This is a genomic window from Kosakonia sp. N21 (assembly GCF_050587465.1).
GTDB lineage: Bacteria > Pseudomonadota > Gammaproteobacteria > Enterobacterales > Enterobacteriaceae.
On the sequence record NZ_JBOBHR010000003.1, the window covers coordinates 177,796 to 203,744 of the forward strand.

Consider the following 25,949-nt stretch of genomic DNA (forward strand, 5'->3'; position numbering starts at 1 on the left):
TTGGCTAAGCTACCAGTTAACAATTTCAGAGGGCCTTATGGCGACTTACTATAGCAACGATTTTCGTGCCGGTCTTAAAATCATGATGGACGGCGAACCGTACGCGGTTGAAGCCAGTGAATTCGTGAAACCAGGTAAAGGCCAGGCATTTGCGCGCGTTAAGCTGCGTCGCCTGCTGACCGGTACCCGCGTAGAGAAAACCTTCAAGTCTACTGACTCTGCTGAAGGCGCGGACGTTGTCGATATGAACCTGACTTACCTGTACAACGACGGTGAGTTCTGGCACTTCATGAACAACGAAACTTTCGAGCAACTGTCCGCAGACGCGAAAGCGATTGGCGACAGCGAAAAATGGCTGCTGGACCAGGCTGAGTGCATCGTGACCCTGTGGAACGGTCAGCCGATCTCCGTGACTCCGCCGAACTTCGTGGAACTGGAAATCATTGAAACCGATCCGGGTCTGAAAGGTGATACTGCGGGTACTGGCGGCAAACCGGCAACCCTGAGCACTGGCGCAGTGGTTAAAGTTCCGCTGTTCGTGCAGATCGGTGAAGTGATTAAAGTGGATACCCGCTCTGGCGAATATGTATCTCGCGTGAAATAATCCTCACGACTTCGGCGTAGCGCCGTGCTACGCCGCTGAATTTCTCAGGGCCGGGATGATGAAACGTTTTGCGAAACTTGTCTCACTGATACTTCTTGGTTGTGCTCTTCTGTCTGGCTGCAATACCGCGCGCGGCGTCGGTGAAGATATCCAGAGTCTTGGTCATGTTATTTCCCGCGCGGCCAACTAAAACTTCACATCTTCTTAAAAATGCCTCTGTTCCGGTAACGTTCCGGAATCTTGTCTATGCTTAAGTGGCTAACAATATTGGTCACAAAAGGAAGATATTATGGTTAAGAAGACAATTGCTGCGATCTTTTCTGTACTGCTCCTTTCCTCTGCTCTGACGGCCTGTAATACCACTCGAGGTGTAGGTCAGGATATCTCTGAAGGCGGTAGCGCGATCTCTGGCGCGGCAACCAAAGCACAGCAGTAACCTCTATCGGTACGGCGTTCGTCGTACCGTTAATTTGAGCTTTCTGGTAGCGACAGGAACGGTGTAAATCGGTTCCCCATGCCCAGTTTCATTCTGATATTGCGCTTATAGGTGTAGACGGTTTTGCCGTTGATACTCAGTTTGGCGGCAATCGTCTGATTGCTTCTGCCTTCCATCCACAGCGTTAATACTTTCTCTTCCTGCTTTGTCAGTAAAGGCGTGGCAACATGCGGTATTGCGCGCACAGGACGGGCGAGCACGAGGGCATCAATGGCTTGCGCTAACGTGTCCAGTGGTGCTGTTTTCAGCAACGTTGTTTTAACCCTGAATTGCGCATAGATTTCTGAGAGTTGCGCATCTTCGCCGGATTCCAGCAGCATCACCTGAGTATCTTCACCGCAGGCAGAAAAAAGAGAGGCAAGTTGTTGACTATGATGGATTTCATTCTTAAAACCGTGAAGGTCGGCGATCACTAAATCTGGCTGCCATTGCACAATATGCTCTCTCGCCAGCATCAAATTATGCAGTGCGGTTACAAGGAATGATGCGGGGAACAAATCATTTTGATTGAGCCAGGATTCCATCCCTGAACGGGTGAAGTAACAACGGTCAATCACGAGAATCTTGAACATATTTTTCTTCGCAGTCAGGAGGTGGCGCACAACTTCCTGTATTCAGGAAAGCGATTCATCATAGGGTGTATATATGCTGAATAAATGACTGAATTCCGCTGCGAACAGTGGCTATTTCTTGCTTTAACCTCCTAAAATTAGGTAAGCACAAAAATGTTGAAATAATAAACTGAAATGGTCAGAATCGACCCTCTTCAAACGCCTGACGGGACGACCCGCCAGTGTGCATGTTCAACGGGGACGGCCCCGCACCGGAGCCAATAATGTCCTGGTTTATTCTTCTTGTTGCAGGTCTTCTGGAAGTGGTTTGGGCCGTCGGCCTGAAATACACTCATGGATTCACACGCTTAACCCCCAGCATTGTCACCGTCACGGCCATGGTCGCCAGTATTGTGCTGCTCTCATGGGCAATGAAAACCCTGCCGGTTGGTACAGCATATGCCATCTGGACCGGGATTGGCGCCGTCGGCGCGGCGATTGCCGGCATTGTATTGCTTGGCGAATCCGCAAGTCTGGCGCGCGTTTTCAGTCTGTGTCTGATCGTTGCGGGGATTGTTGGTCTGAAACTCAGCGCCCATTAAGGCGCTTGTTTAATCCAGAGTAATTTTTCCACGGCGAAACCCTGTCGCGACGCGATCTCCAGCATCTGTTGTTTAACATTTGCGGGGAGGGATGGCGTGCGCGACAGGATCCACAGGTAGTCACGATCCGGCCCGCAGACCAGCGCATAGCGGTAATTATCATCCAGCGCGATAACATTGTATCCACCGTAGAAGGGACCGAAAAACGAGACTTTCAGCGCCGCAGTGCGGGGGTTTCCGGTGAAATACGCTTCACCCGTTGATTGCTGCCACATACCGCGATCCGGGTTATAGCCACGGTTTATCACGTTTAATCCCCCGTCATCGCGCAGGCTGTAAGTGGCGGTGACCTGCTCCAGACCGCTCTCGAAGCGGTGATCAAAACGGGCAATCTCGTACCATTTTCCCAGGTAGCGTTGCGCATCAAAATTTTGAACAACCTGAACGCCGTCGGGAGGTGTGGGGGAACTACAGGCAGAAAGTAAAAACGCGGCTGCAACAGCGAGGAGAAAACGCATAAGATTTTCCTTCCAGCATTTTCTTTCAGGTATAGACGCTGGGGGAAAATTTGCTCTCCCGCTTGCGCAGGAGAGCGACAGGTATCAAATAAAAATCACGCCGACCAGTGTCACCACGGTCAGAATGGCGGCAAGGCCGTAGAATACCCATTTACCGCTAGGCACGTGGATTTTTAAGTCATGCATCATATGGTGGATACGGTGCAAGCCGCACCACACCGGCAATACAATCATCAAAAAGATAAAGGCGCGGCCAATAAAGCTTTGCGCAAACGCCAGTACGCGCTCATAGCTGAGTGCTTCTGCGGGGTAGAGCCCCAGCGGCAGCAACACACCCACCAGCAGGATAATCACCGGAGCAACAATTGCGCTCCACATACCGCCTGCGCCAAACAAGCCCCAGAATACGGGTTCGTCGGAACGTTTTGGATTCGGGTTAATCACCTTGGCCTCCTTACCAGAACAGTGCGACAAACAGGATCACGACAGTGACCACCGCTGTAACCGCCCAGAGCGCTTTCAGCACTGGCTCTGGCCCCATTTTTTCATCTTTCACGATGATGATCGTCGCTTTCGGCGCCAGTTCGAACCAGGTTTTCGTGTGCAGCAGTGCTGCCGCCAGCGAAATCAGGTTAAGAACTACCACAATCGGGTTTTGCAGGAAGTCTACAAAACCGGTCCAGCTTTCCGGGCCGTGTTTGAGGGCAAAGAGCCCGTAAATCAGCACGATGCTGAACCAGACTGCTGGCACCGCCGTTCCTTCACGCAGCATATAGAAGCGATAAAACGGCAGTTGTTTCCACCAGCTTGCGGGTACAGGACGAACCCAGGCTTTGCGTTTAGTCGTCATAATGCACTCCTTAGCGTGGTTTCAGAGTGGCGATAAGAAAGTCTTTCGAGCTTTCCACCTTGCTCTGCTGAATAGCGGCAGCGGGATCGACATGCTTCGGACACACTTCCGAGCAATAGCCGACAAAAGTGCAGCTCCACACGCCGTTCTGGCCGTTCAGTTGCCCCATACGCTCTGCTTTACCCTTATCGCGGTTGTCCAGATTGTAACGATGCGCCAGCGTGATCGCCGCCGGGCCAATGAACTCAGGGTTCAGGCCAAACTGAGGACACGCGGCATAGCACAAACCACAGTTGATGCAGCCGGAGAACTGGTGATATTTCGCCATTTGCGCCGGTGTCTGTTTCCCCGGCCCCTGATCGGGTGTACGCGTATTGCCGATGACATAAGGCTTAATCGCCTCGAGGCTCTCGATAAAGTGGGTCATGTCGACCACCAGATCGCGCTCGATCGGGAAGTTCGCCAGCGCTTCCACCTTCATCCCTTTCTCATAGTCACGCAGGAAGGTCTTACAGGCCAGTTTGGGCACCTTGTTGATCATCATCCCGCATGAGCCGCAAATCGCCATACGGCACGACCAGCGATAGCTCAGGTCAGGCGCAAGGTTGTCTTTGATATAGCTCAGCGCGTCGAGCAGCGAGGTTGCTTCGTCGTAGGGCACATCGTAAAAGGCGCTGTGCGGTGCGTTGTCAACTTCCGGGTTATAGCGCACGATCTCGACTTTCAGATTTTTCATCTCAGCCATTGTTCGTCTCCTTCTTCTCGGTCGCTTCCGCCTCTGCACCGTAAACGCGTTTTGCCGGTGGCAGCGTGGTGATTTTCACGTCGCTGTATTCCAGCCGTGTTGCGCCGTCAGCGTCGCGGAAGGCAAGGGTATGCTTGAGGAAGTTGACGTCATCGCGTTCGGTACAGCCTTCGTCCAGACGTTGATGGGCACCGCGGGACTCTTTACGCGCCAGCGCGGAGTGCGCCATACATTCCGCCACGTTCAGGCCATGACCCAGTTCAATGGTGTAGAGCACATCCGTGTTGAACACGCTGGAGGTATCGGTGATACGCACGCGTTTAAAGCGCTCCTGCAGCTCCGCCAGTTTATCCACGGTTTTCTGCATCAGTTCCGGCGTACGGTAAATACCGCAGCCTTCTTCCATGGATTCGCCCATTTCATCACGGATTTTCGCCCAGCTTTCGTTACCTTGCTGGTTAACCAGCTTTTTCAGACGCTGTTCGACATCCGCCGCCTGCGCATTCAGCGCATCGTCATTGGCGTGGCTTGCGGTGGCAGAACGCTCCATCGCGCGTTCACCGGCCAGGCGACCAAACACCACCAGTTCCGCCAGTGAGTTCGAACCAAGGCGGTTGGCGCCGTGCAGGCCGACAGAAGAGCACTCGCCCACGGCAAACAGCCCGGTGATGCGGGATTCGCAGTTCTGATCGGTTTCGATACCGCCCATGGTGTAGTGTGCAGTCGGGCGCACCGGGATCGGTTCTTTGATCGGATCGACCCCAACGTAGGCTTTCGCCAGTTCGCAGATAAACGGCAGACGTTCCTTGATCTTTTTCTCGCCAAGATGACGCAAGTCGAGGTGCACCACATCGCCGCGCGGCGTGGAGATGGTGTTGCCTTTGCGCCACTCATGCCAGAACGCCTGCGATACTTTATCGCGCGGACCCAGCTCCATATATTTGTTTTTCGGTTCTCCCAGGGGCGTTTCCGGTCCCATGCCGTAATCCTGCAAATAGCGATAGCCATTTTTGTTGACGAGGATCCCGCCTTCACCACGGCAGCCTTCCGTCATCAGAATGCCGGAACCGGGCAGACCGGTCGGGTGATACTGCACAAATTCCATATCACGCAGCGGTATACCGTGCGCCAGCGCCATGCCCATACCGTCGCCGGTGACAATGCCACCATTGGTGTTGTAACGGTAAACGCGACCCGCGCCGCCCGTTGCCATTACCACGGCATTCGCACGGATTTGCACCAGTGTGCCTTCCATCATGTTCATCGCCACCAGGCCACGAGCATGGTTGTCGTCGACCAGAATATCCAGCACAAAATGTTCATCGAAGCGTTGGATTTGCGGAAACTGAAGGGAGGTTTGAAACAGCGTATGCAACATGTGGAAGCCGGTTTTATCGGCCGCGAACCAGGTACGTTCGATCTTCATCCCGCCGAAGCGGCGCACGTTGACCGAACCGTCGGGTCGGCGACTCCACGGACAACCCCACTGTTCAAGTTGGGTCATCTCTGTCGGGCAATGGTGCACAAAATAGTCGACGACATCCTGTTCGCAAAGCCAGTCACCGCCAGCAACGGTATCGTGGAAATGGTACTCGAAGCTGTCATGATCCTGGGCGACGGCGGCAGAACCGCCTTCTGCAGCAACCGTATGGCTGCGCATGGGATAGACTTTTGAAATCAGTGCGATTTTAGCGTTAGGGTTGGCTTGCGCCGCAGCGATCGCGGTGCGTAATCCTGCTCCGCCTGCGCCAATCACAGCGATATCGGCTTGAAAGGTTTGCACGACATTCCTCCAGATTATTGTTGTTCCGCAACGATAAGCCTGAAGCGCTTGAGGTAGTTGCGGAAATGTTCCACTGCTCCTTTTTGGGTAAGCGCAGTATAACCGTAGGGATGGAAGGGAAATTTGATGTGTTCGATTTTTTTGCCGTTCTTTAGTGTGATGCATCATCGATATTGACAGATATCAGCACATAAATGCCCCTCATTATTTATAGACGACATAAGTGAAAATTTTTTGTGCAAAATTTGTCTCTGTGGATCGATGCGGGTAGACTTCGTGCCCTTGTCTGAATTCGGAGAAAGCACCATGAGCGAGACGGCAACCTGGCAGCCGAGCGCATCCATCCCTAATCTATTGAAACGAGCAGCCATTATGGCTGAGATCCGTCGTTTCTTCGCCGATCGCGGCGTGCTCGAGGTGGAAACGCCCTGTATGAGCCAGGCAACGGTAACAGACATTCATCTGTTCCCGTTTGAGACCCGTTTTGTCGGGCCGGGCCACTCTCAGGGGCTTAATCTCTATCTGATGACCAGCCCGGAATACCATATGAAGCGCTTGCTGGCTGCGGGTTGCGGGCCAGTATTCCAGTTGTGCAGAAGCTTTCGTAACGAAGAGATGGGGCGTCATCACAACCCGGAATTCACCATGCTTGAGTGGTATCGTCCGCATTACGATATGTACCGCTTAATGAATGAAGTGGATGATTTATTGCAGCAGGTGCTGGAGTGCCCGGCAGCGGAATCGATCTCTTACCAACAAGCGTTCCAGCGTTACCTGGAGGTGGATCCGCTCTCTGCCGATAAAACCCAACTGCGCGAAGTGGCGGCAAAGCTTGATCTGAGCAATATTGCCGACACCGAAGAAGATCGCGATACGCTGCTGCAACTGCTGTTTACGATGGGCGTGGAGCCGCAGATCGGTAAAGATCGTCCGACTTTTGTTTACCACTTCCCGGCAAGCCAGGCCGCGCTGGCGCAGATCAGCACCGAAGATCACCGCGTTGCTGAGCGTTTTGAGGTGTACTTCAAGGGGATCGAGCTGGCGAATGGTTTCCATGAACTCACCGACGCTCGCGAGCAGCAGCAGCGTTTCGAGCAGGACAACCGCAAACGCGCGGCGCGCGGTCTGCCGCAGCAGCCGGTGGATGTGAACCTGCTGGAAGCTCTGAAAGCGGGCCTGCCGGACTGCTCCGGCGTGGCGCTGGGCGTTGATCGTCTGGTGATGCTGGCATTGCAGGCAGAAAGCCTGGCGGATGTTATTGCCTTTACCGTCGACCGGGCTTGAATATCATCTTTGCCGGGAGGCAGTTGCGCCGACCCGGCTCACAACCCCCTGTTCTGATGAATCCACAAGTCTGATAAGCATAGCGCCATCAGGCGCTGAATATTCTGCTCTACAAACTTCCCGCTGGCCTGCTGTTTTTGCCTGCTGATGTCAGCGTTCGCGCTGTGCGTTTACCGTCGAGACTTTCAAGGCGCATCTGGAACGGTGGGAACGGCAAATCGATACCGTGCTCACGGAAGCCTGCCAGAATTAACTGGTGGATTTCGTGGCGCAGCGGCATACGGTGTCCCATCTCCGCAGCGTAAATACGCAGCTCAAACAGTTGCAGCCCTTGTTGCAGATCGACCAGGAACACTTCCGGCGCCGGGTTATCAATCACCAGCGAGCAGCGTGCGGCTGCAGTGTAAAGGATCTGTGTGACCTCTTCGCTGTTAGCGTCTGCTGGCGCCGGAACCGTCAGCACCACACGGGTCACGGAGTCCGACAGCGACCAGTTGATAAACTGCTCGGTGATAAAGGCCTTGTTCGGCACGATGATCTCTTTGCGATCCCAGTCGCTGATGGTGGTGGCGCGGGTGTTGATCTTTGTGATGCTGCCGGTCAGATCGCGGATCGTCACGGTGTCGCCGATGCGGATCGGTTTTTCAAACAAAATGATCAAACCGGAGATAAAGTTGGCGAAGATCTCCTGCAAACCAAAGCCGAGACCGACGCCCAGAGCAGCCACCAGCCACTGCAGTTTTGCCCACTCAATACCGATCATCGAGAACCCCACCAGCCCGCCAAACAGCATCAGCAGATATTTGGTAATGGTGGTAATGGCATAACCGGTGCCTGGCGCGAGTTCAAGGTGCTGCAACAGCGCCAGCTCCAGTAACGCCGGGAGGTTGCGTACCAGCTGCGTGGTGATGATAAACACCAGAATGGCAATCAGCACCGCGCCCAGCGTAATCGGCTCCAGACTTTCCACGCCCTGCACAGTCGAGGTGACGTCCCACAGGGTGATATTTTCAAGGAAGCCGAAAGCGGAATGAATTTCTGACCACAGCACAATGACCGACAGTAACGCGATCAGCATCAGAATAGAGCGCACCAGCCGCAAGGACTGCACGCTGATGGCATCAAGATCGACTTCTGCCTCATCGACGTCGGCAACCCCTTCGGTGCTGGTTTGATGCGGCGGCTCATCTTCGCCGCGTGCACGTTGGGCGAGGATTTCCGCGCGGCGGTGGCGGGCGCGTTCGAAGGCCAGACGGCGGCGCTGAATCAGCATCCAGCGGCGGATGATGTGATAAACCACCAGCAACAGGAACCAGATGGCGACGGAGGTTTCCAGCCTGGCCAGCAGCGCCTGCGACGTGGCCAGATAGCCGACAGATGCTGCGAGAATGGCAATCAACGGCGCGCTCATCAGCAGGTTCCACAGCAGGCGGTTTGGCATATTGTCGCTGTTGCCGGCTTTATCCACGTACAGTGGGATCCCGGCGCGTTTCAGACTCAGCGTCACCAGCGCCAGTGCACCGCAGATAAGGATAAAACAGAGTCTGCCCAGCGATCCGGAGAACTCCCGATCGTTGAGGTTATCAAACATGATCAACGCCATGATCAACGGTACGATCAGGCCAATGCTCATCAGGTAGTAACGCATACCGCGCGCGACGCGATTGCGCGGCCAGCCAAAGTGCGCGACGAACAACCCGGTAGGTCGGGCAAAGGTGGCGCAAATCATCACCACCCACAGTAGCGGCACTGTGGCAGTCACACCGTCGCCAACGGCGACCGCCAGGGGATAAGGCCAGGCTTCCTGTAAACCATAACCCAGCGTTGCCCATAGCACCGGTAAAGGAGAGGCGACGAGAATGGACCAGAACACCGTGCGCATAGTGAGCCAGAAGTGATCCTGGGTGACTTTACCGACACGGGCGCTGGAACGCTCCAGAAAGCGGGTAAAGTGCCGGCGCGAGTAAATGCTGAATCCCACCAGAATCAAGGCGCCAAACAGCGGGAATAACGTCTCTTTGCTGGTGAGCATCATGGCGCTGGCCTTGCCCAACTGGCTGGCAGTATCCAGAGACAGCAGACGGCGCAGATCCTGGACGATTTCAATCGGCCATGCGAAGGTGACAGGGCTGACATCTGCCGTCCAGAACAGATAGCGGTGGGTCGCCTCATTCACCTCTTTCAGCGCATCTTCCAACTGGCTATTGGAAACTTTCAACTTGGTCAGCTCAAGGATCAGCGTATCGCCGCCCTGTAATAACGAGTTCAGTAACTCGCGCTGAGTGCGCAGCTGTGCTTCCAGAATACGGTTCTGCTCGTTTGTGAGCGGCTGGCCGTCCGCCTGGCGTATTTGCCGTAGTTGCGGTTGCTTGTTCAGCAGATCTTCGTAACGCATGCGGTGCACGCGCAACTGCGCCATTTCGGTGTCCAGTTGCTGCGGTTTGGGCATTTCCGGTAAACGGGCAACCTGTGCGCGCAACGCTTCACCGAGCATATTTGATGCGCCCAGCCACTGGGATTGTTCACGCAGCGTATTGAGCGCCTGGCGCACCTGCAACGTCTGCCCGGTAGCCTGGCGCTGCTGAGATGCCACCAGATCCATACGCTGCGCCTGTTGGTTAAGCGCCTGCGACAGCTCGCGGTTGATTCGGAACTGTTCAACAATACCGACAGGGAGATTATCGCTGTTCTCCGCCAGAAGTTCGGTGCTTTCCAGCGCCTGCTCGGCTTCACGCTGACGCTGACTATTAAGCTGATTGCGCAAGGCTTGCAGGTAGGCATCCAGTTGCTGGCTCTGCTTTTGCGCCAGTTCGGAACGCATGCGCGACAATTCCTGGCGGTTATTGGCCGACAGTTGCGCCAGCTCCAGTTCATCCACCAGCGCTTTCAGTTTCGCCGATTCTGCCTGTGCGCTGAGATTTTGCGCCTGCGCCAGCGGTGTTGTCGCATTTTGCGCCCCCAGGCGGCGTTCCACTTCGGTTACCTGGCGACGCGCGTCGGTTTGCTGCTGTGGAAGCTGGTTTAAGGAATCACTGATTTCCCGTGCGCGCTCTTGTTCCTGTTGCGCCTGGCGGGTCTTCTCCAGTAACTGGCTGCTGACTTGCAGGATTTCCTGGTTCAGCGCGTCGCTGCTCATGCCCGCCGGGACGGATTTGGGGTCGTCGCGCAGGTTGTCCAGTTGAGAACGCAGGGTGCGGGAAAGTTTAGGGAAATTATCAATGACTTGTTGGTACTGCTGAGCGCGCTCAAGTGAACCTTTACGTTCTTCAAGCGCGTTGAGCGCAGCCTGGAGCAGCTCGACAGTTTCCGCCTGGTCAGGCGTGTTCTTCGCCGCTTTGGCTTGCTCCAGTTCCTGCGTAATTTGTCTGGCATCGGGGGCCGATGCCGCCATGGCCCCCAGGCTGAGGCACCAGGCCATCAGAAATGTGATAATCAGGCGCACATCAGTCTTCCTGTTTTGGGGATTAACCTTCGTCTTTCCTGGCGTCCACCAGCGGGCTGGCGTCGTGTTCGGCGTTGATTTCCGCTTCCGGCAAAGACGCCTGTTCAGTTTCGACAGGGGCGAACGTTTCGGTGGACACTGCCAGCGGTTGACCAATTTTGGTGACCGACAGACTTTGCAGCTGTTCCGCCAGCGTCACTTTGCCCGGTGCAAACAGGTTAATCACGGTGGAGCCCAGCTTGAAGCGGCCCATTTCCTGACCTTTCAGCAATGCAACCGCGCCTTCGCTTTCGCCAGCAGGCCAGGTCCAGCGCTTGATGATCCCTTCGCGCGGCGGCGTAATGGTTCCTGCCCAGACGGTCTCGATACTGCCGACAATGGTCGCGCCGACGAGAATTTGCGCCATCGGGCCGAACTCTGTATCAAACAGACAGATCACGCGTTCGTTACGGGCAAACAGGTTCGGCACGTTTTGCGCTGTCAGGTGGTTAACGGAGAAGAGATCGCCCGGCACGTAAATCATTTCACGCAGAATGCCGTTACACGGCATATGAACACGATGATAGTCACGCGGAGAGAGATAGGTGGTGACAAAACTGCCGTTGCGGAACAGATCGGCCATCAGGTAGTTGCCTGCCAGCAGGGCTTCAAGGCTGTAGTTATGGCCTTTGGCCTGCAGGATCTTATCTTCTTCGATAGCGCCAAGCTGGCTCACCACGCCGTCTGCCGGCATCACCAGCACATTAGGGTCGGTATTCAGCGGGCGAACGTCGTCGCGCAGCGGGCGTACAAAAAAGTCATTAAAGGTGCGGTAGCTGGCGGTATCGGGCTTCTGCGCCTCTTTCATATCGACCTTGTAGTATTTCACAAACAGATCGATAACCAGTTTGGTCAGCCAGCCCGCGCGTTTGCTTGCGCCCCAGCCCGCCAGGCGAGTGAGCCACAGTTTCGGCAGAATGTATTGAAGCGAAAGTTTAAATGCGTTTAACAAGGTAGCCTCCAGGCCATTGTTTTTGTCGTTCCTGATCCGCCGCCGGGCGTCGGATCCTTTTCTAAAAAGGGGACGATTCTAGCGATGCTTAGCTTAGTTGTCAGTCATCTGATTCAGAAAAGCTTTTACGCGTTTTTACTTGCGACATGCTTTCCAGGATGCGGTGATAATTTTCGAAACGGCTTTCAGCAATTTCGCCTTTATCGACCGCTTCGCGAATGGCGCAACCCGGGTCCGTGTCGTGTTTGCAATCCCGGTATTTGCACTGGCCCAGATAGTCATGGAATTCGACAAAACCGTTGAAGATTTGTTCCGGTTCAAGGTGCCAGAGGCCAAATTCGCGAACGCCAGGAGAATCAATCACATCGCCGCCGTGCGGGAAGTGATAAAGGCGAGCGGCGGTGGTGGTGTGCTGCCCGAGACCGGAGACGTCGGAAACGTCGTTGGTGAGGATCTGCTCCTCTTGCAACCCGAGCAACGTGTTAAGCAGGCTCGATTTCCCCACGCCGGACTGCCCGGCAAAGATACTGATGCGGTTGGTCAGCGCCTCAATCAGCGGATTAAGGCCATTCTGTGCATGACTGGAAACCATGAGCACGCGATAGCCGATATTGCGGTAGATATCCATCTGCTCATTGACGAAATTCATACCGTCATCGTCCAGCAGATCGATTTTGTTCAGCACGATCAGTGGCTCAACCTGCAAGGCTTCGCAGGCGACAAGGTATCGATCGATAATGTTCAGCGACAACTCTGGCAGGATCGCCGACACCACCACAATTTGATCGATATTGGCGGCGATGGGTTTTACGCCATCATAAAAATCGGGGCGCGTAAGTACCGTGGTGCGTTCGTGTACGGCTTCGACAATGCCTTTTACCGTGACGCCTTCTGCCGCTTCTTTGCCAGGACGCCAGACCACCCGGTCGCCGGTGACCAGCGAACGGATCGTGCGACGAATATTACAGCGATGCACTTCGCCGTCGGCGGATTCCACATCGGCATGCATGCCAAAGCGGCTGATCACAACGCCTTCGGACGGATCGCCGAACAGGTTGTCATCATAGTCAGCTTTCTCCGTAGAGGTTTTCAACCGGCGCTGGTGGTTCTCTTTGACGCGGCGCTGCTGCCCTTTGGAGAGTTTATTTTTACTCAATCGTGCTGGCTCCTGGTCGCCCTGGATGGGCAAAACAACTATGATACACGCAATTCTAGATGAATATAGTTACGCGAGAAGGGTGGAAAATAGCATGAGCGCAAATGAAAACAACCTCATTTGGATCGATCTGGAAATGACGGGGTTAGATCCCGAGCGCGATCGCATTATTGAGATCGCGACGCTGGTGACCGATGCAAACCTGAACATTCTGGCGGAAGGGCCGGTCATCGCCGTGCATCAAACCGACGCACAACTGGCGTTAATGGATGACTGGAACGTGCGTACGCATACCGGCAGCGGGCTGGTGGATCGCGTGAAGGCCAGTCAACTGGATGATCGCGCCGCGGAGCTGGCTACCCTCGCGTTCTTAAAAGAGTGGGTGCCGGAGGGGAAATCGCCCATTTGCGGCAACAGCATCGGTCAGGACCGCCGTTTTCTGTTTAAGTACATGCCGGAACTGGAGGCTTACTTCCATTATCGCTACCTGGACGTCAGCACGCTGAAAGAGCTGGCTCGCCGCTGGAAACCGGAAGTGCTGGAAGGACTGAAAAAACAGAATACGCATCAGGCGCTGGATGACATTCGCGAATCCGTGGCTGAGCTGGCCTGGTATCGCGAACATTTTATTAAGTTGTAATGTTCATGCGCGCAGGGTCGGTTTTTTTCTGGCCCTGTAAGCCAGTGCTGGCGTGGGTTTGCTGTAAAAATGTGCACTTTGTCGATTAAATCGGCATTTAAACAAAAAAAGCGAAAATTTGCTTTCAGGGGCTTGCAGCAGGAAGGATTTCTCGTATAATGCGCCTCCCGTGAAGACACAGAAATGTGAAACACGGCATCACGAAATTTCAGTAAAAAGTAGTTCTAACTTACTGAAAAATCGATGATAAGCGGGAATAGCTCAGTTGGTAGAGCACGACCTTGCCAAGGTCGGGGTCGCGAGTTCGAGTCTCGTTTCCCGCTCCAAAATTTGAAATGCACCATCCAAATTTACTGGCGTCGGCAATGAAGCTGAAACCAGATAAATATGCGGGAATAGCTCAGTTGGTAGAGCACGACCTTGCCAAGGTCGGGGTCGCGAGTTCGAGTCTCGTTTCCCGCTCCAAATTTGAAATGCCGAAAGGCACGCACCATCCAGATTTACTGGCCCCGGCAAGCAAGCTGGTCCAGATAAGTATGCGGGAATAGCTCAGTTGGTAGAGCACGACCTTGCCAAGGTCGGGGTCGCGAGTTCGAGTCTCGTTTCCCGCTCCAAATTTTCACATCAAAAAATTATCCACAGCGGAATGCTTCGCTGGGGACGTTTTTTATTTCCTTCAGGAAAGTGTTGTAAACAGACTTATCCACAGGCCAGTCTTTCATTCGCAACATAATGATTACTTTGAAGGGTGAATAATATTTTTTTAACTGCCTGTAAAATAAAAACAAAATAACATATCAAATTGTTAATGTGATCACTTGACGAATTTGTGGTCATTGAATCGCAATGTGTTTTTTATTTTATTCACAAGCTGTGGATGGCTCAGGCGTCGCGCGGCAGACCTTTTTCCACCACCCTGACCAGCCGCTGCTGTTTCGGCATCTGTACCTCAACGCGGCAGGCGTTTCGCTTCTCTTTTTGCTGCGCAATCGCCCACTGTATGTGTTCATCGAGAAGTGGGTGCTCACCAAGACGCTGCTCCAGCGCCTGAATAGTGGCTTCTTCCCACGGGGCATTGCCCAGGGCGACGGCAATATTACGCAGCCAGCGTAAATGACCAATGCGGCGAATCGCCGACCCTTCTGTCACTTTCAGAAAATGCGCCTCGTTCCAGGCGAACAGATCGATCAACGCGGGCGCATGCAGCGCTTTACGTGGGCTGAAATCGTCCTCGTTGGTCAGTTGCGAGTAGCGATTCCATGGGCAAATGAGTTGGCAATCATCGCAACCATAGATACGGTTGCCGATCAGGGGGCGCAACGCTTCCGGAATAGCGCCTTCAAGCTCAATCGTGAGATAAGAGATACAGCGGCGGGCATCGACAGTATACGGCTCGACAATCGCGCCGGTAGGGCAAATCGTCATGCAAGCCACGCAACGCCCACAGCCTTCTTCCACCGGCTTATCGACAGGCAGGGGCAAATCAATCAGCAATTCGCCCAGAAAGAAAAATGAGCCCGCATCGCGGCTTAAGATAAGTGAGTGCTTACCTGTCCAGCCAAGCCCGGCTTTTTCTGCCAGTGGGCGCTCAAGAATAGGCGCGGAATCCACAAAAGGTCTAAAATTCAGCGAAGCACATTGCTGCGAAATAATCTCGCCGAGCTTTTTAAGCCGGTTACGCAGCAGCTTATGATAATCGCGGCCCAGCGCATAACGGCTGACATAGCCGAGCGTTGGGTTTTTCAGCGTGCTGGCGAAAGCGGCCTGCGCAGGAAGGTAATTCATGCGCACACTGATCACGCGCAGCGTGCCGGGGAGAAGCTCGTGGGGACGGGCGCGCATCATACCGTGACGCGCCATCCACTCCATCTCGCCATGATATTGTTTATCCAGCCACGCCTGCAGCTTCGGTTCGCTGGCGCTGAGATCGGTATCGGTAATACCGACATGCTGAAAACCCAGTTCAGAGCCCCACTGTTTGATTTGTTGCGCTAACTGATTGAGATCGAGGGGCTGTGACATGACGGACCATAAAAATGAAGAAAATCGCAGCAAGTATACCACACTCCATCTGGCCTGCTGATGACCTTAAACGCGCTGAAAAAGAGGCGGCGGACAGCTTCGGCATTACGCTTTACGAGCTGATGTTACGTGCAGGCGAAGCCGCTTTTACTGTGGCGCGGGAGCAGTTTCCCGACGCGCGTTGCTGGCTGGTGCTCTGTGGGCACGGCAATAACGGCGGCGATGGTTATGTGGTTGCCAGGCTTGCCGCCGCAGCGGGAATACAGGTGACATTGCTGGCGCTGGAGAGCAACAAACCGCTGCCGGAAGAGGCTGCGCAGGCGCGGGATGCCTGGCTTAACGCGGGTGGCGTGATCCATGCCCCTGACATTCTCTGGCCGGAACAGGTGGATTTGATTATCGATGGCCTGCTGGGCACCGGGCTCGCCAGTGCGCCGCGCGACAATGTCGCACAATTGATCGACCACGCTAACGCCCATCCGGCTCCGGTATTGGCGCTGGACATTCCTTCCGGTCTTAATGCACAAACGGGCGCCGCGCCGGGCGCTGTTATTCAGGCTCATCACACCATCACCTTTATCGCCCTTAAACCTGGCTTGTTGACAGGCAAGGCGCGGGATGTCGTAGGGCAGCTTCATCATCATGCGCTGGGACTGGAATCCTGGTTAAGCGGGCAAGAGACAGCACTGACCCGGTTTGATGCCAGCCAGCTTTGCCGCTGGTTTACGCCGCGTCGCCCGACGTCACATAAAGGCGATCATGGCCGCCTGCTGATCATTGGCGGCGATCACGGTACCGCCGGGGCGATTCGCATGGCTGGCGAGGCAGCACTGCGCGCAGGCGCTGGCCTGGTGCGTGTGCTGACGCGCAGCGAGAATATCGCGCCGCTGCTTACCGCCCGCCCGGAATTGATGGTTCATGAGCTGACCAGCGCCTCGCTGGATGAGAGCCTTGAATGGGCGGATGTAGTGGTGATCGGCCCGGGACTTGGGCAGCAGGAGTGGGGCAAAAAAGCGCTGCAAAAGGTAGAGAATTTCCGTAAACCGATGCTATGGGATGCGGATGCGTTGAACCTTCTGGCAATCAATCCCGATAAACGTCACAATCGCGTACTGACGCCGCACCCTGGCGAGGCTGCGCGCATGCTGAATTGCAGCGTGGCGGAGATCGAAAGCGATCGCCTGCTCGCCGCGCAGCGCCTGGTAAAACGGTACGCCGGTGTGGTTGTGCTGAAAGGCGCGGGTACTGTCGTTGCCAGTGCAGAGGGCGAAATGGCCATTGTTGATGCCGGTAACGCCGGTATGGCGAGCGGCGGCATGGGGGATGTTTTGTCAGGCATTATTGGCGCGCTACTCGGGCAGAAATTGACGCCCTGGGATGCGGCCTGCGCGGGATGTGTTGCTCATGGCGCTGCGGCAGACAGGCTGGCGGCGCAATTCGGTATGCGCGGTATGCTGGCTACCGATCTATTTACGGCGCTTTGGCGTGTTGTTAACCCGGATGTAGTTGATACAAAAGATGATTAATCGAGTTATTCCTTTACCTGACGAGCAAGCAACACTGGATCTCGGCACGCGTGTGGCGCAGGCTTGCGTCGGTGCGACGGTGATTTATCTGTATGGCGATCTCGGCGCGGGTAAAACCACCTTCAGCCGGGGATTTTTACAGGCCCTGGGTCATCACGGGAATGTCAAAAGCCCGACCTATACCCTCGTTGAACCGTACACTCTCGACTCGCTGACGGTGTATCACTTCGACCTGTATCGTCTTGTGGATCCTGAGGAGCTGGAATTTATGGGCATCCGCGATTATTTTGCCAATGATGCCATTTGCCTGGTTGAGTGGCCGCAACAAGGTGCGGGTGTACTGCCTGACCCGGATGTCGAAATCCATTTAGATTACCAGGCTCAGGGGCGTGAGGCGCGCATTCGCGCGGTATCCTCATCTGGCGATTCGTTACTGGCGCGTATGGCCGGTTGACAGGAAGGATAACGTGATGATCTCTCGCGTTAAAGGTTGGTTGGCGGCTGCGTTCTTACTGCTTTGTACGCAGGCGGGGGCGGCAAGCCTGGCGGATATTCAGGTCTCCAATGGCGACAGCCAGGCGCGTATCACTTTCAGCTTTATGGGCGATCCTGAATATGCGTTTACGCAGCAGGATAAGCGTAGCGTCGCGCTGGATATCAAACAGACCGGCATTATCCAGGGCCTGCCGCTGCAGTTTAGCGGCAACAATCTGGTCAAAAGTATCCGTGCCGGGACGGCAAAAGATAATCAGTCGATCCGTCTGGTGGTGGATTTAACGCAAAATGGCAAAACCCGGGCGGTGAAGCAGCAAAGCGGCGCGGGTTACAACGTGGTCTTTACGATTGATGCCGATGTGCCGCCACCACCACCTAAAGCAGTGGTGCAGCGTAACGATACGCCTGTTTTTACCTCTCGTCCTGCACAGCCTTCAACGCCTGCGCGCAATCCGTTTAAAGCGGATAACGATCGCATTACCAGCGTGACCAGCAGTAATACGGTGACTCGCCCGGCGGTGCAGACACGCGCTGTATCCGGTGACAAAGTGGTTATCGCCATTGATGCCGGACACGGTGGTCAGGATCCCGGTGCGATTGGCGCAGGCGGAACGCAAGAGAAAAACGTGACCATCTCCATCGCCCGTAAATTGCGTGCGTTGTTGAATGATGACCCGATGTTCAAACCGGTGATGACCCGCGACGGCGACTATTTTATTTCGGTGATGGGGCGTTCCGATGTGGCGCGTAAGCAGAACGCTAATTTCCTGGTTTCTATCCATGCGGACGCTGCGCCGAATCGCGATGCAACCGGTGCCTCGGTATGGGTACTGTCAAACCGCCGTGCAAACAGTGAAATGGCGGGCTGGCTGGAACAGCATGAGAAACAATCGGAACTGTTGGGAGGTGCCGGGGATGTGCTGGCCAATAGCCAGTCTGACCCCTATCTGAGCCAGGCGGTGCTGGATTTACAATTCGGCCATTCCCAGCGCGTCGGTTATGATGTCGCCACCAGTATGCTGGGCCAGCTTGAGCGTGTGGGCGCGTTACATAAGCGTCGCCCGGAACACGCCAGCTTAGGTGTGCTGCGCTCCCCGGATATCCCTTCTGTGCTGGTTGAAACGGGCTTTATCAGTAATTCCGCAGAAGAGCGTTTGTTGGGGAGCGACAATTACCAACAACAGATCGCTGAAGCGATATACGGCGGTCTGCGTAACTATTTCCTCGCACATCCGTTGCAGTCCGCGCCACAAAGCGGAGGCGGGCAGACAGCCAGCGCCGCGGCGCCTGCGAACGGTCTGCTTAACTAAGGATATTTTCATGCCGATACAGGTTCTGCCGCCGCAGCTTGCGAACCAAATCGCCGCTGGCGAAGTGGTGGAGCGCCCTGCGTCGGTGGTGAAAGAGCTGGTTGAAAACAGTCTTGATGCAGGCGCTACGCGAATCGATATTGATATTGAACGCGGCGGCGCCAAGCTTATCCGTATCCGCGATAACGGCTGCGGCATCAACAAAGAGGAACTGGCACTGGCGCTGGCGCGTCACGCCACCAGTAAAATTGCCTCGCTGGACGATCTCGAGGCCATTATTAGCCTCGGGTTCCGTGGCGAAGCGCTGGCCAGTATCAGCTCTGTTTCCCGTTTAACGCTCACCTCCCGTACTGCGGAACAGCAAGAAGCGTGGCAGGCCTACGCCGAAGGGCGTGATATGGCAGTGACGGTCAAACCTGCCGCGCACCCGGTGGGCACCACGCTGGAAGTGCTGGATCTGTTCTACAACACGCCGGCGCGCCGTAAATTTATGCGTACGGAAAAAACCGAATTCAACCATATCGATGAGGTTATCCGTCGTATTGCGCTGGCGCGTTTTGATGTCGCTATCAATCTCACGCATAACGGTAAGCTGGTGCGTCAGTATCGCGCGGTCGCTGAAGGCGGGCAAAAAGAACGCCGTCTTGGGGCGATTTGCGGCACCGCCTTTCTGGAACAAGCGCTGGCCATTGAGTGGCAGCATGGCGACTTATCCCTGCGCGGCTGGGTGGCGGACCCTAAACAGACCACGACGGCTTTTGCTGAGATCCAGTATTGCTATGTGAACAGCCGAATGATGCGCGACCGGTTGATCAATCACGCAATCCGACAGGCCTGTGAAGATAAACTGGGCGCCGATCAGCAACCCGCTTTCGTGCTCTATCTGGAGATCGATCCGCATCAGGTGGACGTCAATGTGCACCCGGCGAAGCATGAAGTGCGCTTCCATCAATCGCGACTGGTGCATGATTTTATCTACCAGGGGGTGCTCAGCGTGCTGCAACAGCAGCTCGACGCACCCTTGCCGCTAACAGACGAACCTGCGCCACGAGCGTTGCCGGAGAACCGAGTGGCGGCAGGACGTAACCAGTTTTCTCAACCGCTGGTCGCTCGTGAACCGGATGCCCCGCGCATGCCAACCAACACCGCTCCGGCTCCCCGCAACAGCAGCAGTACGGGCACAACGCCCACCTGGCCGCATGCGCAACTGGGTTACCAAAAGCAGCAGGGCGCGCTGTATCGTCAGTTGCTGGATACGCCTGTCGTGGAGCGCAAAAATGAAGCGCCACAGCCCGCAGCGCCCGCGCTGGAAGGGCACAGCCAGAGTTTTGGCCGCGTTTTAACGCTGATCGCGCCGCACTACGCACTGCTTGAGCGTAACGGGCTGCTGGCATTGCTGGCGCTTCCCGTCGCGGAGCGTTGGTTACGCCATGCTCAGCTTTCTCCTGCCAATGCGCCCGCCTGCGGTCAGCCGTTGCTGATTCCGGTGCGTTTAAAAATTTCGGCGCAAGAGAGCGCGGCGTTGAAACAGGCGCAGCCGGTGTTGGCAAAAATGGGCATTGAATTTGTACCGGATGGCCAGCACGTGACCATTCGTGCCGTGCCTTTACCCTTGCGCCAACAAAATTTACAAATCTTGATTCCTGAACTGATAGGCTACCTGGCGCAGCAGACAAGCATTGATGCGGTGAATATTGCCCAGTGGCTGGCTCGTCATCTGGCGAGCGATCATCCGCAATGGAGTGTGGCGCAGGCTATTACCCTGCTGGCCGACGTCGAACGGCTTTGTCCGCATCTGGTGAAGTCCCCACCGGATGGTTTATTACAACCTGTTGATTTACAAACGGCAATGAACGCCCTGAATGATGAGTGAAGTGAGTAAGGCTGGCCTGCCTAAGGCTATTTTTCTGATGGGGCCGACGGCCTCGGGTAAAACGGCGTTAGCCATTGCGTTGCGTAAAGTTTTGCCTGTTGAGTTGATAAGCGTGGATTCTGCCCTTATCTATCAGGGCATGGATATCGGTACCGCAAAGCCGAACGCGGAAGAGTTACACGCCGCACCGCACCGGTTGTTGGATATTCTCGACCCGGCGCAGGCGTATTCCGCAGCGGATTTCCGCCGCGATGCGTTGGCGGAAATGCGTGCGATCACCGAAGCAGGACGCATTCCGCTGCTGGTGGGCGGTACGATGCTCTACTTCAAGGCGCTGCTGGAGGGGTTATCGCCCTTGCCATCCGCGGATGCAAAAGTCAGAGCAGAGATTGAAAAACAAGCGGCAGAGCGTGGATGGGAAGCGTTGCACCAGCAGTTGCGGGAGATCGATCCGGTTGCTGCAGCGCGGATTCATCCAAATGATCCGCAAAGGCTTTCCCGGGCACTGGAAGTTTTTTTCATTTCGGGTAAAACTTTAACAGATCTGACGCAAACGTCGGGAGACGCTCTGCCTTACCAGGTGCATCAGTTCGCCATCGCCCCGGCGAGCCGTGAACTGCTCCATCAACGCATTGAGCAGCGGTTTCATCAGATGTTGGCTTCAGGTTTTGAAGCAGAAGTGCGGGCGCTTTTTGCTCGCGGAGATTTGCATACGGAGATGCCTTCCATTCGTTGTGTGGGATACCGCCAGATGTGGTCGTATCTTGAAGGTGAGATTTCATACGATGAAATGGTTTATCGAGGTATTTGCGCCACGAGGCAGTTAGCCAAGCGACAGATGACATGGCTGCGCGGCTGGGATGGCGTCCACTGGTTAGAGAGTGAAAAGCCAGAAAAGTCTTACCAGGACGTGTTACAGGTTGTTCGTGCTATCGCAGGGTGAATGTGTACAATTAAGTCGTATCGTGCGCGAATTTTTTACGCAGTTTTCAGAGCCTTCGGGTTCTAAGTACAAAACAAGCATATAAGGAAAAGATAGAATGGCTAAGGGGCAATCTTTACAAGATCCGTTCCTGAACGCACTGCGTCGGGAACGTGTTCCAGTTTCAATTTATTTGGTGAATGGTATTAAGCTGCAAGGGCAAATTGAGTCTTTCGATCAGTTCGTGATCCTGTTGAAAAACACGGTCAGCCAGATGGTCTATAAGCACGCGATTTCTACTGTTGTTCCATCTCGTCCGGTTTCTCATCACAGCAACAATGCCGGCGGCGGTACCAGCAGTAACTACCATCATGGTAGCAACGCGCAGGGCTCTGCACAGCAGGACGGCGAAGAAACCGAATAAGGTTTTTGCTGTTTATCTACATCGGGGAGCCAGAAAATCTGCGTTCCCCGCTGATCTTTTTTGAGGGTTTACGCTTGTTTGACCGTTATGAAGCCGGTGAGCAGGCGGTACTGGTACACATCTATTTTTCGCAAGACAAAGATATGGAAGACCTCCAGGAGTTTGAATCTCTGGTCTCTTCCGCCGGTGTCGAAGCAATGCAGGTGATTACCGGTAGCCGTAAAGCACCGCACCCTAAGTATTTCGTTGGCGAAGGTAAAGCAGTTGAAATTGCGGATGCCGTAAAAGCCGTGGGTGCTTCCGTTGTGCTCTTTGATCATGCGCTGACCCCAGCCCAGGAACGTAACCTGGAAAGACTGTGCGAGTGCCGTGTTATCGATCGCACCGGTCTGATTTTGGATATTTTTGCCCAGCGTGCTCGTACGCACGAGGGGAAATTGCAGGTTGAACTGGCGCAGTTGCGCCACCTGGCGACGCGTCTGGTGCGTGGCTGGACCCACCTTGAACGACAAAAAGGCGGGATTGGTTTACGCGGTCCGGGTGAAACCCAGCTCGAAACCGACCGTCGTTTGTTGCGTAATCGTATTACCCAGATCCTGGCGCGCCTTGAGAAGGTTGAAAAGCAGCGTGAACAAGGGCGTCGCTCCCGCACGAAAGTCGATATCCCAACGGTTTCGCTGGTGGGTTATACCAACGCCGGCAAGTCGACGCTGTTTAACCACATCACTGAAGCGCAGGTGTATGCGGCAGACCAACTGTTCGCAACGCTGGATCCCACGCTGCGTCGTATTGATGTGGCGGATGTCGGGGAAACGGTGCTGGCGGATACCGTAGGGTTTATCCGCCATCTGCCACACGACCTGGTGGCGGCATTTAAAGCGACCTTGCAGGAGACGCGTCAGGCGACGCTGCTGATGCATGTGATCGACGCCGCCGATGTCCGTGTGCAGGAAAACATTGACGCAGTGAATACGGTGCTTGAAGAAATTGAAGCGCACGAGATCCCGACGCTGCTGGTCATGAACAAGATCGATATGCTGGAAGACTTCGAGCCGCGTATCGACAGGGATGAAGAGAATAAACCAATCCGTGTCTGGCTCTCAGCGCAGACCGGTGTTGGCGTACCACTGTTATTCCAGGCTTTGACGGAGCGTCTTGCCGGGGAAGTGGCGCAGCACACGCTGCGTTTGCCTCCGCAGGAAGGGCGCCTGAGAAGTCGGTTTTATCAGCTTCAGGCAATAGAAAAAGAGTGGATGGAAGACGATGGCAGCGTAGGTATGCAGGTGCGTATGCCGATTGTCGACTGGCGTCGACTCTGTAAACAAGAACCGGCACTCGAAGAGTACGTCGTCTGACCGGCACAGGCCTGAAAATTTTTCCCCTTTGGGGGTGCCCGCCAGTTCGGGCATACACCGCACGATAGACATATATGGAGCACATACATGGCGTGGAATCAGCCCGGTAACAACGGACAAGACCGCGACCCGTGGGGAAGCAGCAAACCAGGCGGCAACTCTGAGGGAAATGGAAACAAAGGCGGTCGCGATCAGGGGCCACCTGATCTGGATGATATCTTCCGCAAACTGAGCAAAAAACTCGGTGGTTTGGGCGGGGGTAAGAGCTCAGGCGGCGGCAATCCAGGTTCTGCTGGCCCGCGCGGTAATATGGGCGGGCGCGTTGTCGGTATCGTTGCCGCAGCCGCCGTGATTATCTGGGCTGCTACCGGTTTCTACACCATCAAAGAAGCGGAACGTGGCGTGGTTACCCGCTTTGGTAAGTTCAGCCACTTGGTGGAGCCGGGTCTGAACTGGAAGCCGACCTTCATTGATAATGTCACCGCCGTCAACGTCGAGTCCGTGCGTGAACTGGCCGCGTCCGGCGTCATGCTCACCTCTGATGAGAACGTGGTTCGCGTTGAGATGAACGTGCAATACCGCGTGACCGATCCGGAGCGTTACCTGTTCAGCGTGACCAGCGCCGACGACAGCCTGCGTCAGGCGACGGACAGCGCCCTGCGCGGTGTGATCGGTAAATACGTGATGGATCGTATTTTGACCGAAGGCCGTACCGTTATTCGTAGCGATACCCAGCGTGAGCTGGAAGAGACCATTCGTCCGTATAACATGGGTATCACACTGCTGGACGTTAACTTCCAGGCTGCTCGTCCGCCGGAAGAGGTGAAAGCCGCGTTTGATGATGCTATCGCCGCCCGTGAAAACGAGCAGCAATATATTCGTGAAGCGGAAGCGTACACCAACGAAGTTCAGCCGCGTGCTAATGGTCAGGCGCAGCGTATCCTCGAAGAGGCGCGCGCCTATAAAACGCAGACCATTCTGGAAGCACAGGGTGAAGTGGCTCGCTTTGCGAAGCTGCTGCCGGAATACAAAGCCGCGCCGGAAATTACCCGCGAGCGTCTGTATATCGAGACCATGGAAAAAGTGCTGAGCCATACCCGCAAAGTGCTGGTTAACGACAAAGGCGGCAACCTGATGGTGCTGCCGCTGGACCAGATGCTGAAAGGTGGCAATGCGCCTGCGGCAAAGAGTGACAGCAGTGGCGCGAACAACTTGCTGCGCCTGCCGCCTGCGTCTAACTCTGGCAGCAGTGCGAACAGCGCCCCCGCAACGTCTGCGGGAGACATCATGGACCAACGCCGCGTTAACGCGCAGCGTAACGACTACCAGCGTCAGGGGGAATAACGATGCGTAAGTCAGTTATCGCGATCATCATCATCGTGCTGGTAGTGCTCTACACCTCAATTTTTGTGGTGAAAGAAGGTGAGCGCGGCATTTCACTGCGCTTTGGTAAAGTCCTGCGCGACGATGACAACAAACCGTTGGTGTTTGCGCCAGGCCTGCACTTCAAACTGCCGTTTATTGAATCGGTTAAAATGCTGGATGCCCGTATCCAGACCATGGATAACCAGGCGGACCGCTTTGTCACCAAAGAGAAGAAAGATCTGATCGTCGACTCCTACATTAAGTGGCGCATCAGTGATTTCAGCCGCTACTATCTGGCGACCGGCGGCGGTGACATCTCCCAGGCGGAAGTTCTGCTGAAACGTAAGTTCTCTGACCGTCTGCGTTCTGAAATCGGTCGTCTGGATGTGCGTGACATCGTGACCGACTCCCGTGGTCGTTTGACGCTGGAAGTGCGCGATGCGCTGAACTCCGGTTCCGCAGGCACCGAAGATGAAGTGTCGACCCCGGCGGCGGATGATGCGATTGCCAAAGCCGCTGAACGCGTGACCGAAGAAACGAACGGCAAAGTACCGGTCATTAACCCGAACAGTATGGCGGCGTTAGGTATTGAAGTGGTGGATGTGCGTATCAAGCAGATCAACCTGCCGACCGAAGTGTCCGAGGCGATTTACAACCGTATGCGCGCTGAGCGTGAAGCGGTAGCCCGTCGTCACCGTTCGCAAGGTCAGGAAGAGGCGGAAAAACTGCGCGCCACCGCGGATTACGAAGTGACCAAAACGCTGGCGGAATCTGAGCGTCAGGGGCGTATCCTGCGCGGTGAAGGCGATGCGGAGGCTGCGAAGCTGTTCGCCGATGCCTTTAGCCAGGATCCGGACTTCTATGCCTTTATCCGTAGCCTGCGCGCGTATGAAAGCAGCTTCGAGAGCAACCAGGATGTGATGGTGCTCAGCCCGGACAGCGATTTCTTCCGTTATATGAAGACACCGAGTTCCGCGACACGCTAAGATAGCGTC

24 protein-coding genes, 3 tRNA genes and 1 pseudogene are annotated in these 25,949 nt (G+C 55.1%); 18 read left to right on the forward strand and 10 right to left on the reverse strand.

Annotated features, from left to right (window positions below):
• Positions 1-37: 37 nt before the first annotated feature.
• The 3 genes from efp (at position 38) to ecnB (ending at position 1,040) form a co-directional block, all read left to right on the forward strand.
• Positions 38-604, forward strand: coding sequence for an elongation factor P (gene efp, locus ACQ3G7_RS07940; RefSeq protein ID WP_131407187.1), 567 nt, complete (start codon positions 38-40; stop codon positions 602-604).
• Positions 605-662: 58 nt separating this feature from the next.
• Positions 663-794 (forward strand): entericidin A/B family lipoprotein, encoded by a 132-nt coding sequence (locus tag ACQ3G7_RS07945; RefSeq protein ID WP_430889729.1) that lies wholly within the window; start codon positions 663-665, stop codon positions 792-794.
• A 99-nt stretch (positions 795-893) separates the two neighbouring features.
• Complete coding sequence (ecnB, locus tag ACQ3G7_RS07950; RefSeq protein ID WP_061498526.1) at positions 894-1,040, forward strand: lipoprotein toxin entericidin B; 147 nt, start codon at positions 894-896, stop codon at positions 1,038-1,040.
• A 29-nt stretch (positions 1,041-1,069) separates the two neighbouring features.
• On the opposite strand, the gene ACQ3G7_RS07955 is transcribed toward ecnB, so the two are convergent.
• A complete protein-coding gene (locus ACQ3G7_RS07955) occupies positions 1,070-1,672 on the reverse strand; it encodes a helix-turn-helix transcriptional regulator (RefSeq protein ID WP_430889453.1) in 603 nt (200 codons plus the stop codon).
• 263 nt (positions 1,673-1,935) lie between these two features.
• Between ACQ3G7_RS07955 and sugE the strand changes: the two genes are divergently transcribed.
• Positions 1,936-2,253, forward strand: a complete 318-nt coding sequence (gene sugE / locus ACQ3G7_RS07960) for a quaternary ammonium compound efflux SMR transporter SugE (RefSeq protein WP_430889454.1) — start codon at positions 1,936-1,938, stop codon at positions 2,251-2,253.
• On the opposite strand, the gene blc is transcribed toward sugE, so the two are convergent.
• The 5 genes from blc to frdA all read right to left on the reverse strand — a co-directional run bounded on the left by blc (position 2,250) and on the right by frdA (position 6,149).
• Entirely contained in the window at positions 2,250-2,771 is a 522-nt protein-coding gene (blc, locus tag ACQ3G7_RS07965) for an outer membrane lipoprotein Blc (RefSeq protein WP_430889455.1), read from the reverse strand. The genes sugE and blc overlap by 4 nt on opposite strands.
• 84 nt (positions 2,772-2,855) lie before the next feature.
• Positions 2,856-3,215 carry a fumarate reductase subunit FrdD gene (gene frdD, locus ACQ3G7_RS07970; protein ID WP_263098348.1) on the reverse strand — a complete coding sequence of 120 codons (360 nt, stop codon included), beginning with the start codon at positions 3,213-3,215 and terminating at the stop codon, positions 2,856-2,858.
• 10 nt (positions 3,216-3,225) lie between these two features.
• Positions 3,226-3,621 (reverse strand): fumarate reductase subunit FrdC, encoded by a 396-nt coding sequence (gene frdC, locus ACQ3G7_RS07975; RefSeq protein WP_263098347.1) that lies wholly within the window; start codon positions 3,619-3,621, stop codon positions 3,226-3,228.
• A gap of 10 nt (positions 3,622-3,631) precedes the next feature.
• On the reverse strand, positions 3,632-4,366 hold the full coding sequence (locus ACQ3G7_RS07980) for a succinate dehydrogenase/fumarate reductase iron-sulfur subunit (protein WP_263098346.1): 735 nt from the start codon (positions 4,364-4,366) through the stop codon (positions 3,632-3,634).
• Positions 4,359-6,149, reverse strand: coding sequence for a fumarate reductase (quinol) flavoprotein subunit (gene frdA / locus ACQ3G7_RS07985; protein ID WP_263098345.1), 1,791 nt, complete (start codon positions 6,147-6,149; stop codon positions 4,359-4,361). Before frdA ends, ACQ3G7_RS07980 begins: the two co-directional genes overlap by 8 nt.
• A gap of 306 nt (positions 6,150-6,455) precedes the next feature.
• Between frdA and epmA the strand changes: the two genes are divergently transcribed.
• Positions 6,456-7,433 carry an elongation factor P--(R)-beta-lysine ligase gene (gene epmA / locus ACQ3G7_RS07990; protein ID WP_263098344.1) on the forward strand — a complete coding sequence of 326 codons (978 nt, stop codon included), beginning with the start codon at positions 6,456-6,458 and terminating at the stop codon, positions 7,431-7,433.
• 109 nt (positions 7,434-7,542) lie between these two features.
• Here epmA and mscM read toward each other — a convergent pair whose 3' ends face one another.
• The 3 genes from mscM to rsgA all read right to left on the reverse strand — a co-directional run bounded on the left by mscM (position 7,543) and on the right by rsgA (position 13,022).
• On the reverse strand, positions 7,543-10,875 hold the full coding sequence (mscM, locus tag ACQ3G7_RS07995; RefSeq protein ID WP_430889456.1) for a miniconductance mechanosensitive channel MscM: 3,333 nt from the start codon (positions 10,873-10,875) through the stop codon (positions 7,543-7,545).
• A 22-nt stretch (positions 10,876-10,897) separates the two neighbouring features.
• Positions 10,898-11,866 carry an archaetidylserine decarboxylase gene (gene asd / locus ACQ3G7_RS08000; protein ID WP_430889457.1) on the reverse strand — a complete coding sequence of 323 codons (969 nt, stop codon included), beginning with the start codon at positions 11,864-11,866 and terminating at the stop codon, positions 10,898-10,900.
• Between the two features lie 100 nt (positions 11,867-11,966).
• A complete protein-coding gene (gene rsgA / locus ACQ3G7_RS08005) occupies positions 11,967-13,022 on the reverse strand; it encodes a small ribosomal subunit biogenesis GTPase RsgA (protein WP_430889458.1) in 1,056 nt (351 codons plus the stop codon).
• 94 nt (positions 13,023-13,116) lie between these two features.
• On the opposite strand from rsgA, the gene orn reads away from it, so the two are divergent.
• The 4 genes from orn to ACQ3G7_RS08025 all read left to right on the forward strand — a co-directional run bounded on the left by orn (position 13,117) and on the right by ACQ3G7_RS08025 (position 14,276).
• Positions 13,117-13,662, forward strand: coding sequence for an oligoribonuclease (gene orn, locus ACQ3G7_RS08010; protein WP_430889459.1), 546 nt, complete (start codon positions 13,117-13,119; stop codon positions 13,660-13,662).
• Positions 13,663-13,912: 250 nt separating this feature from the next.
• Positions 13,913-13,988 (forward strand) — tRNA-Gly (locus tag ACQ3G7_RS08015).
• 63 nt (positions 13,989-14,051) lie between these two features.
• Positions 14,052-14,127 (forward strand) — tRNA-Gly (locus ACQ3G7_RS08020).
• A 73-nt stretch (positions 14,128-14,200) separates the two neighbouring features.
• Positions 14,201-14,276 (forward strand) — tRNA-Gly (locus ACQ3G7_RS08025).
• A 268-nt stretch (positions 14,277-14,544) separates the two neighbouring features.
• Here ACQ3G7_RS08025 and queG read toward each other — a convergent pair.
• Positions 14,545-15,684, reverse strand: a complete 1,140-nt coding sequence (gene queG, locus ACQ3G7_RS08030) for a tRNA epoxyqueuosine(34) reductase QueG (RefSeq protein WP_430889460.1) — start codon at positions 15,682-15,684, stop codon at positions 14,545-14,547.
• Between queG and nnr the strand changes: the two are divergent.
• From nnr to hflC, 9 genes and pseudogenes are all read left to right on the forward strand, one after another.
• A pseudogene (nnr, locus tag ACQ3G7_RS08035) lies at positions 15,683-17,210 on the forward strand (bifunctional ADP-dependent NAD(P)H-hydrate dehydratase/NAD(P)H-hydrate epimerase). The gene queG and the pseudogene nnr overlap by 2 nt on opposite strands.
• Complete coding sequence (tsaE, locus tag ACQ3G7_RS08040; RefSeq protein WP_430889461.1) at positions 17,203-17,664, forward strand: tRNA (adenosine(37)-N6)-threonylcarbamoyltransferase complex ATPase subunit type 1 TsaE; 462 nt, start codon at positions 17,203-17,205, stop codon at positions 17,662-17,664. Before nnr ends, tsaE begins: the two are co-directional and overlap by 8 nt.
• Before the next feature lie 16 nt (positions 17,665-17,680).
• Positions 17,681-19,015, forward strand: coding sequence for an N-acetylmuramoyl-L-alanine amidase AmiB (amiB, locus tag ACQ3G7_RS08045; protein WP_430889730.1), 1,335 nt, complete (start codon positions 17,681-17,683; stop codon positions 19,013-19,015).
• A gap of 10 nt (positions 19,016-19,025) precedes the next feature.
• Positions 19,026-20,888 carry a DNA mismatch repair endonuclease MutL gene (gene mutL, locus ACQ3G7_RS08050; protein WP_430889462.1) on the forward strand — a complete coding sequence of 621 codons (1,863 nt, stop codon included), beginning with the start codon at positions 19,026-19,028 and terminating at the stop codon, positions 20,886-20,888.
• Positions 20,881-21,831: a tRNA (adenosine(37)-N6)-dimethylallyltransferase MiaA gene (miaA, locus tag ACQ3G7_RS08055; RefSeq protein WP_430889731.1), complete on the forward strand. Its 951-nt coding sequence runs from the start codon at positions 20,881-20,883 to the stop codon at positions 21,829-21,831. Before mutL ends, miaA begins: the two co-directional genes overlap by 8 nt.
• A gap of 97 nt (positions 21,832-21,928) precedes the next feature.
• Entirely contained in the window at positions 21,929-22,234 is a 306-nt protein-coding gene (hfq, locus tag ACQ3G7_RS08060) for an RNA chaperone Hfq (RefSeq protein ID WP_007372739.1), read from the forward strand.
• A 74-nt stretch (positions 22,235-22,308) separates the two neighbouring features.
• The gene (gene hflX / locus ACQ3G7_RS08065) at positions 22,309-23,589 is read left to right on the forward strand and encodes a ribosome rescue GTPase HflX (protein ID WP_430889463.1); all 1,281 of its coding nucleotides are present in this window, start codon (positions 22,309-22,311) and stop codon (positions 23,587-23,589) included.
• Between the two features lie 87 nt (positions 23,590-23,676).
• Positions 23,677-24,933 (forward strand): FtsH protease activity modulator HflK, encoded by a 1,257-nt coding sequence (gene hflK / locus ACQ3G7_RS08070; RefSeq protein WP_430889464.1) that lies wholly within the window; start codon positions 23,677-23,679, stop codon positions 24,931-24,933.
• Positions 24,934-24,935: 2 nt separating this feature from the next.
• Complete coding sequence (gene hflC / locus ACQ3G7_RS08075; protein WP_430889465.1) at positions 24,936-25,940, forward strand: protease modulator HflC; 1,005 nt, start codon at positions 24,936-24,938, stop codon at positions 25,938-25,940.
• Positions 25,941-25,949: the final 9 nt, after the last annotated feature.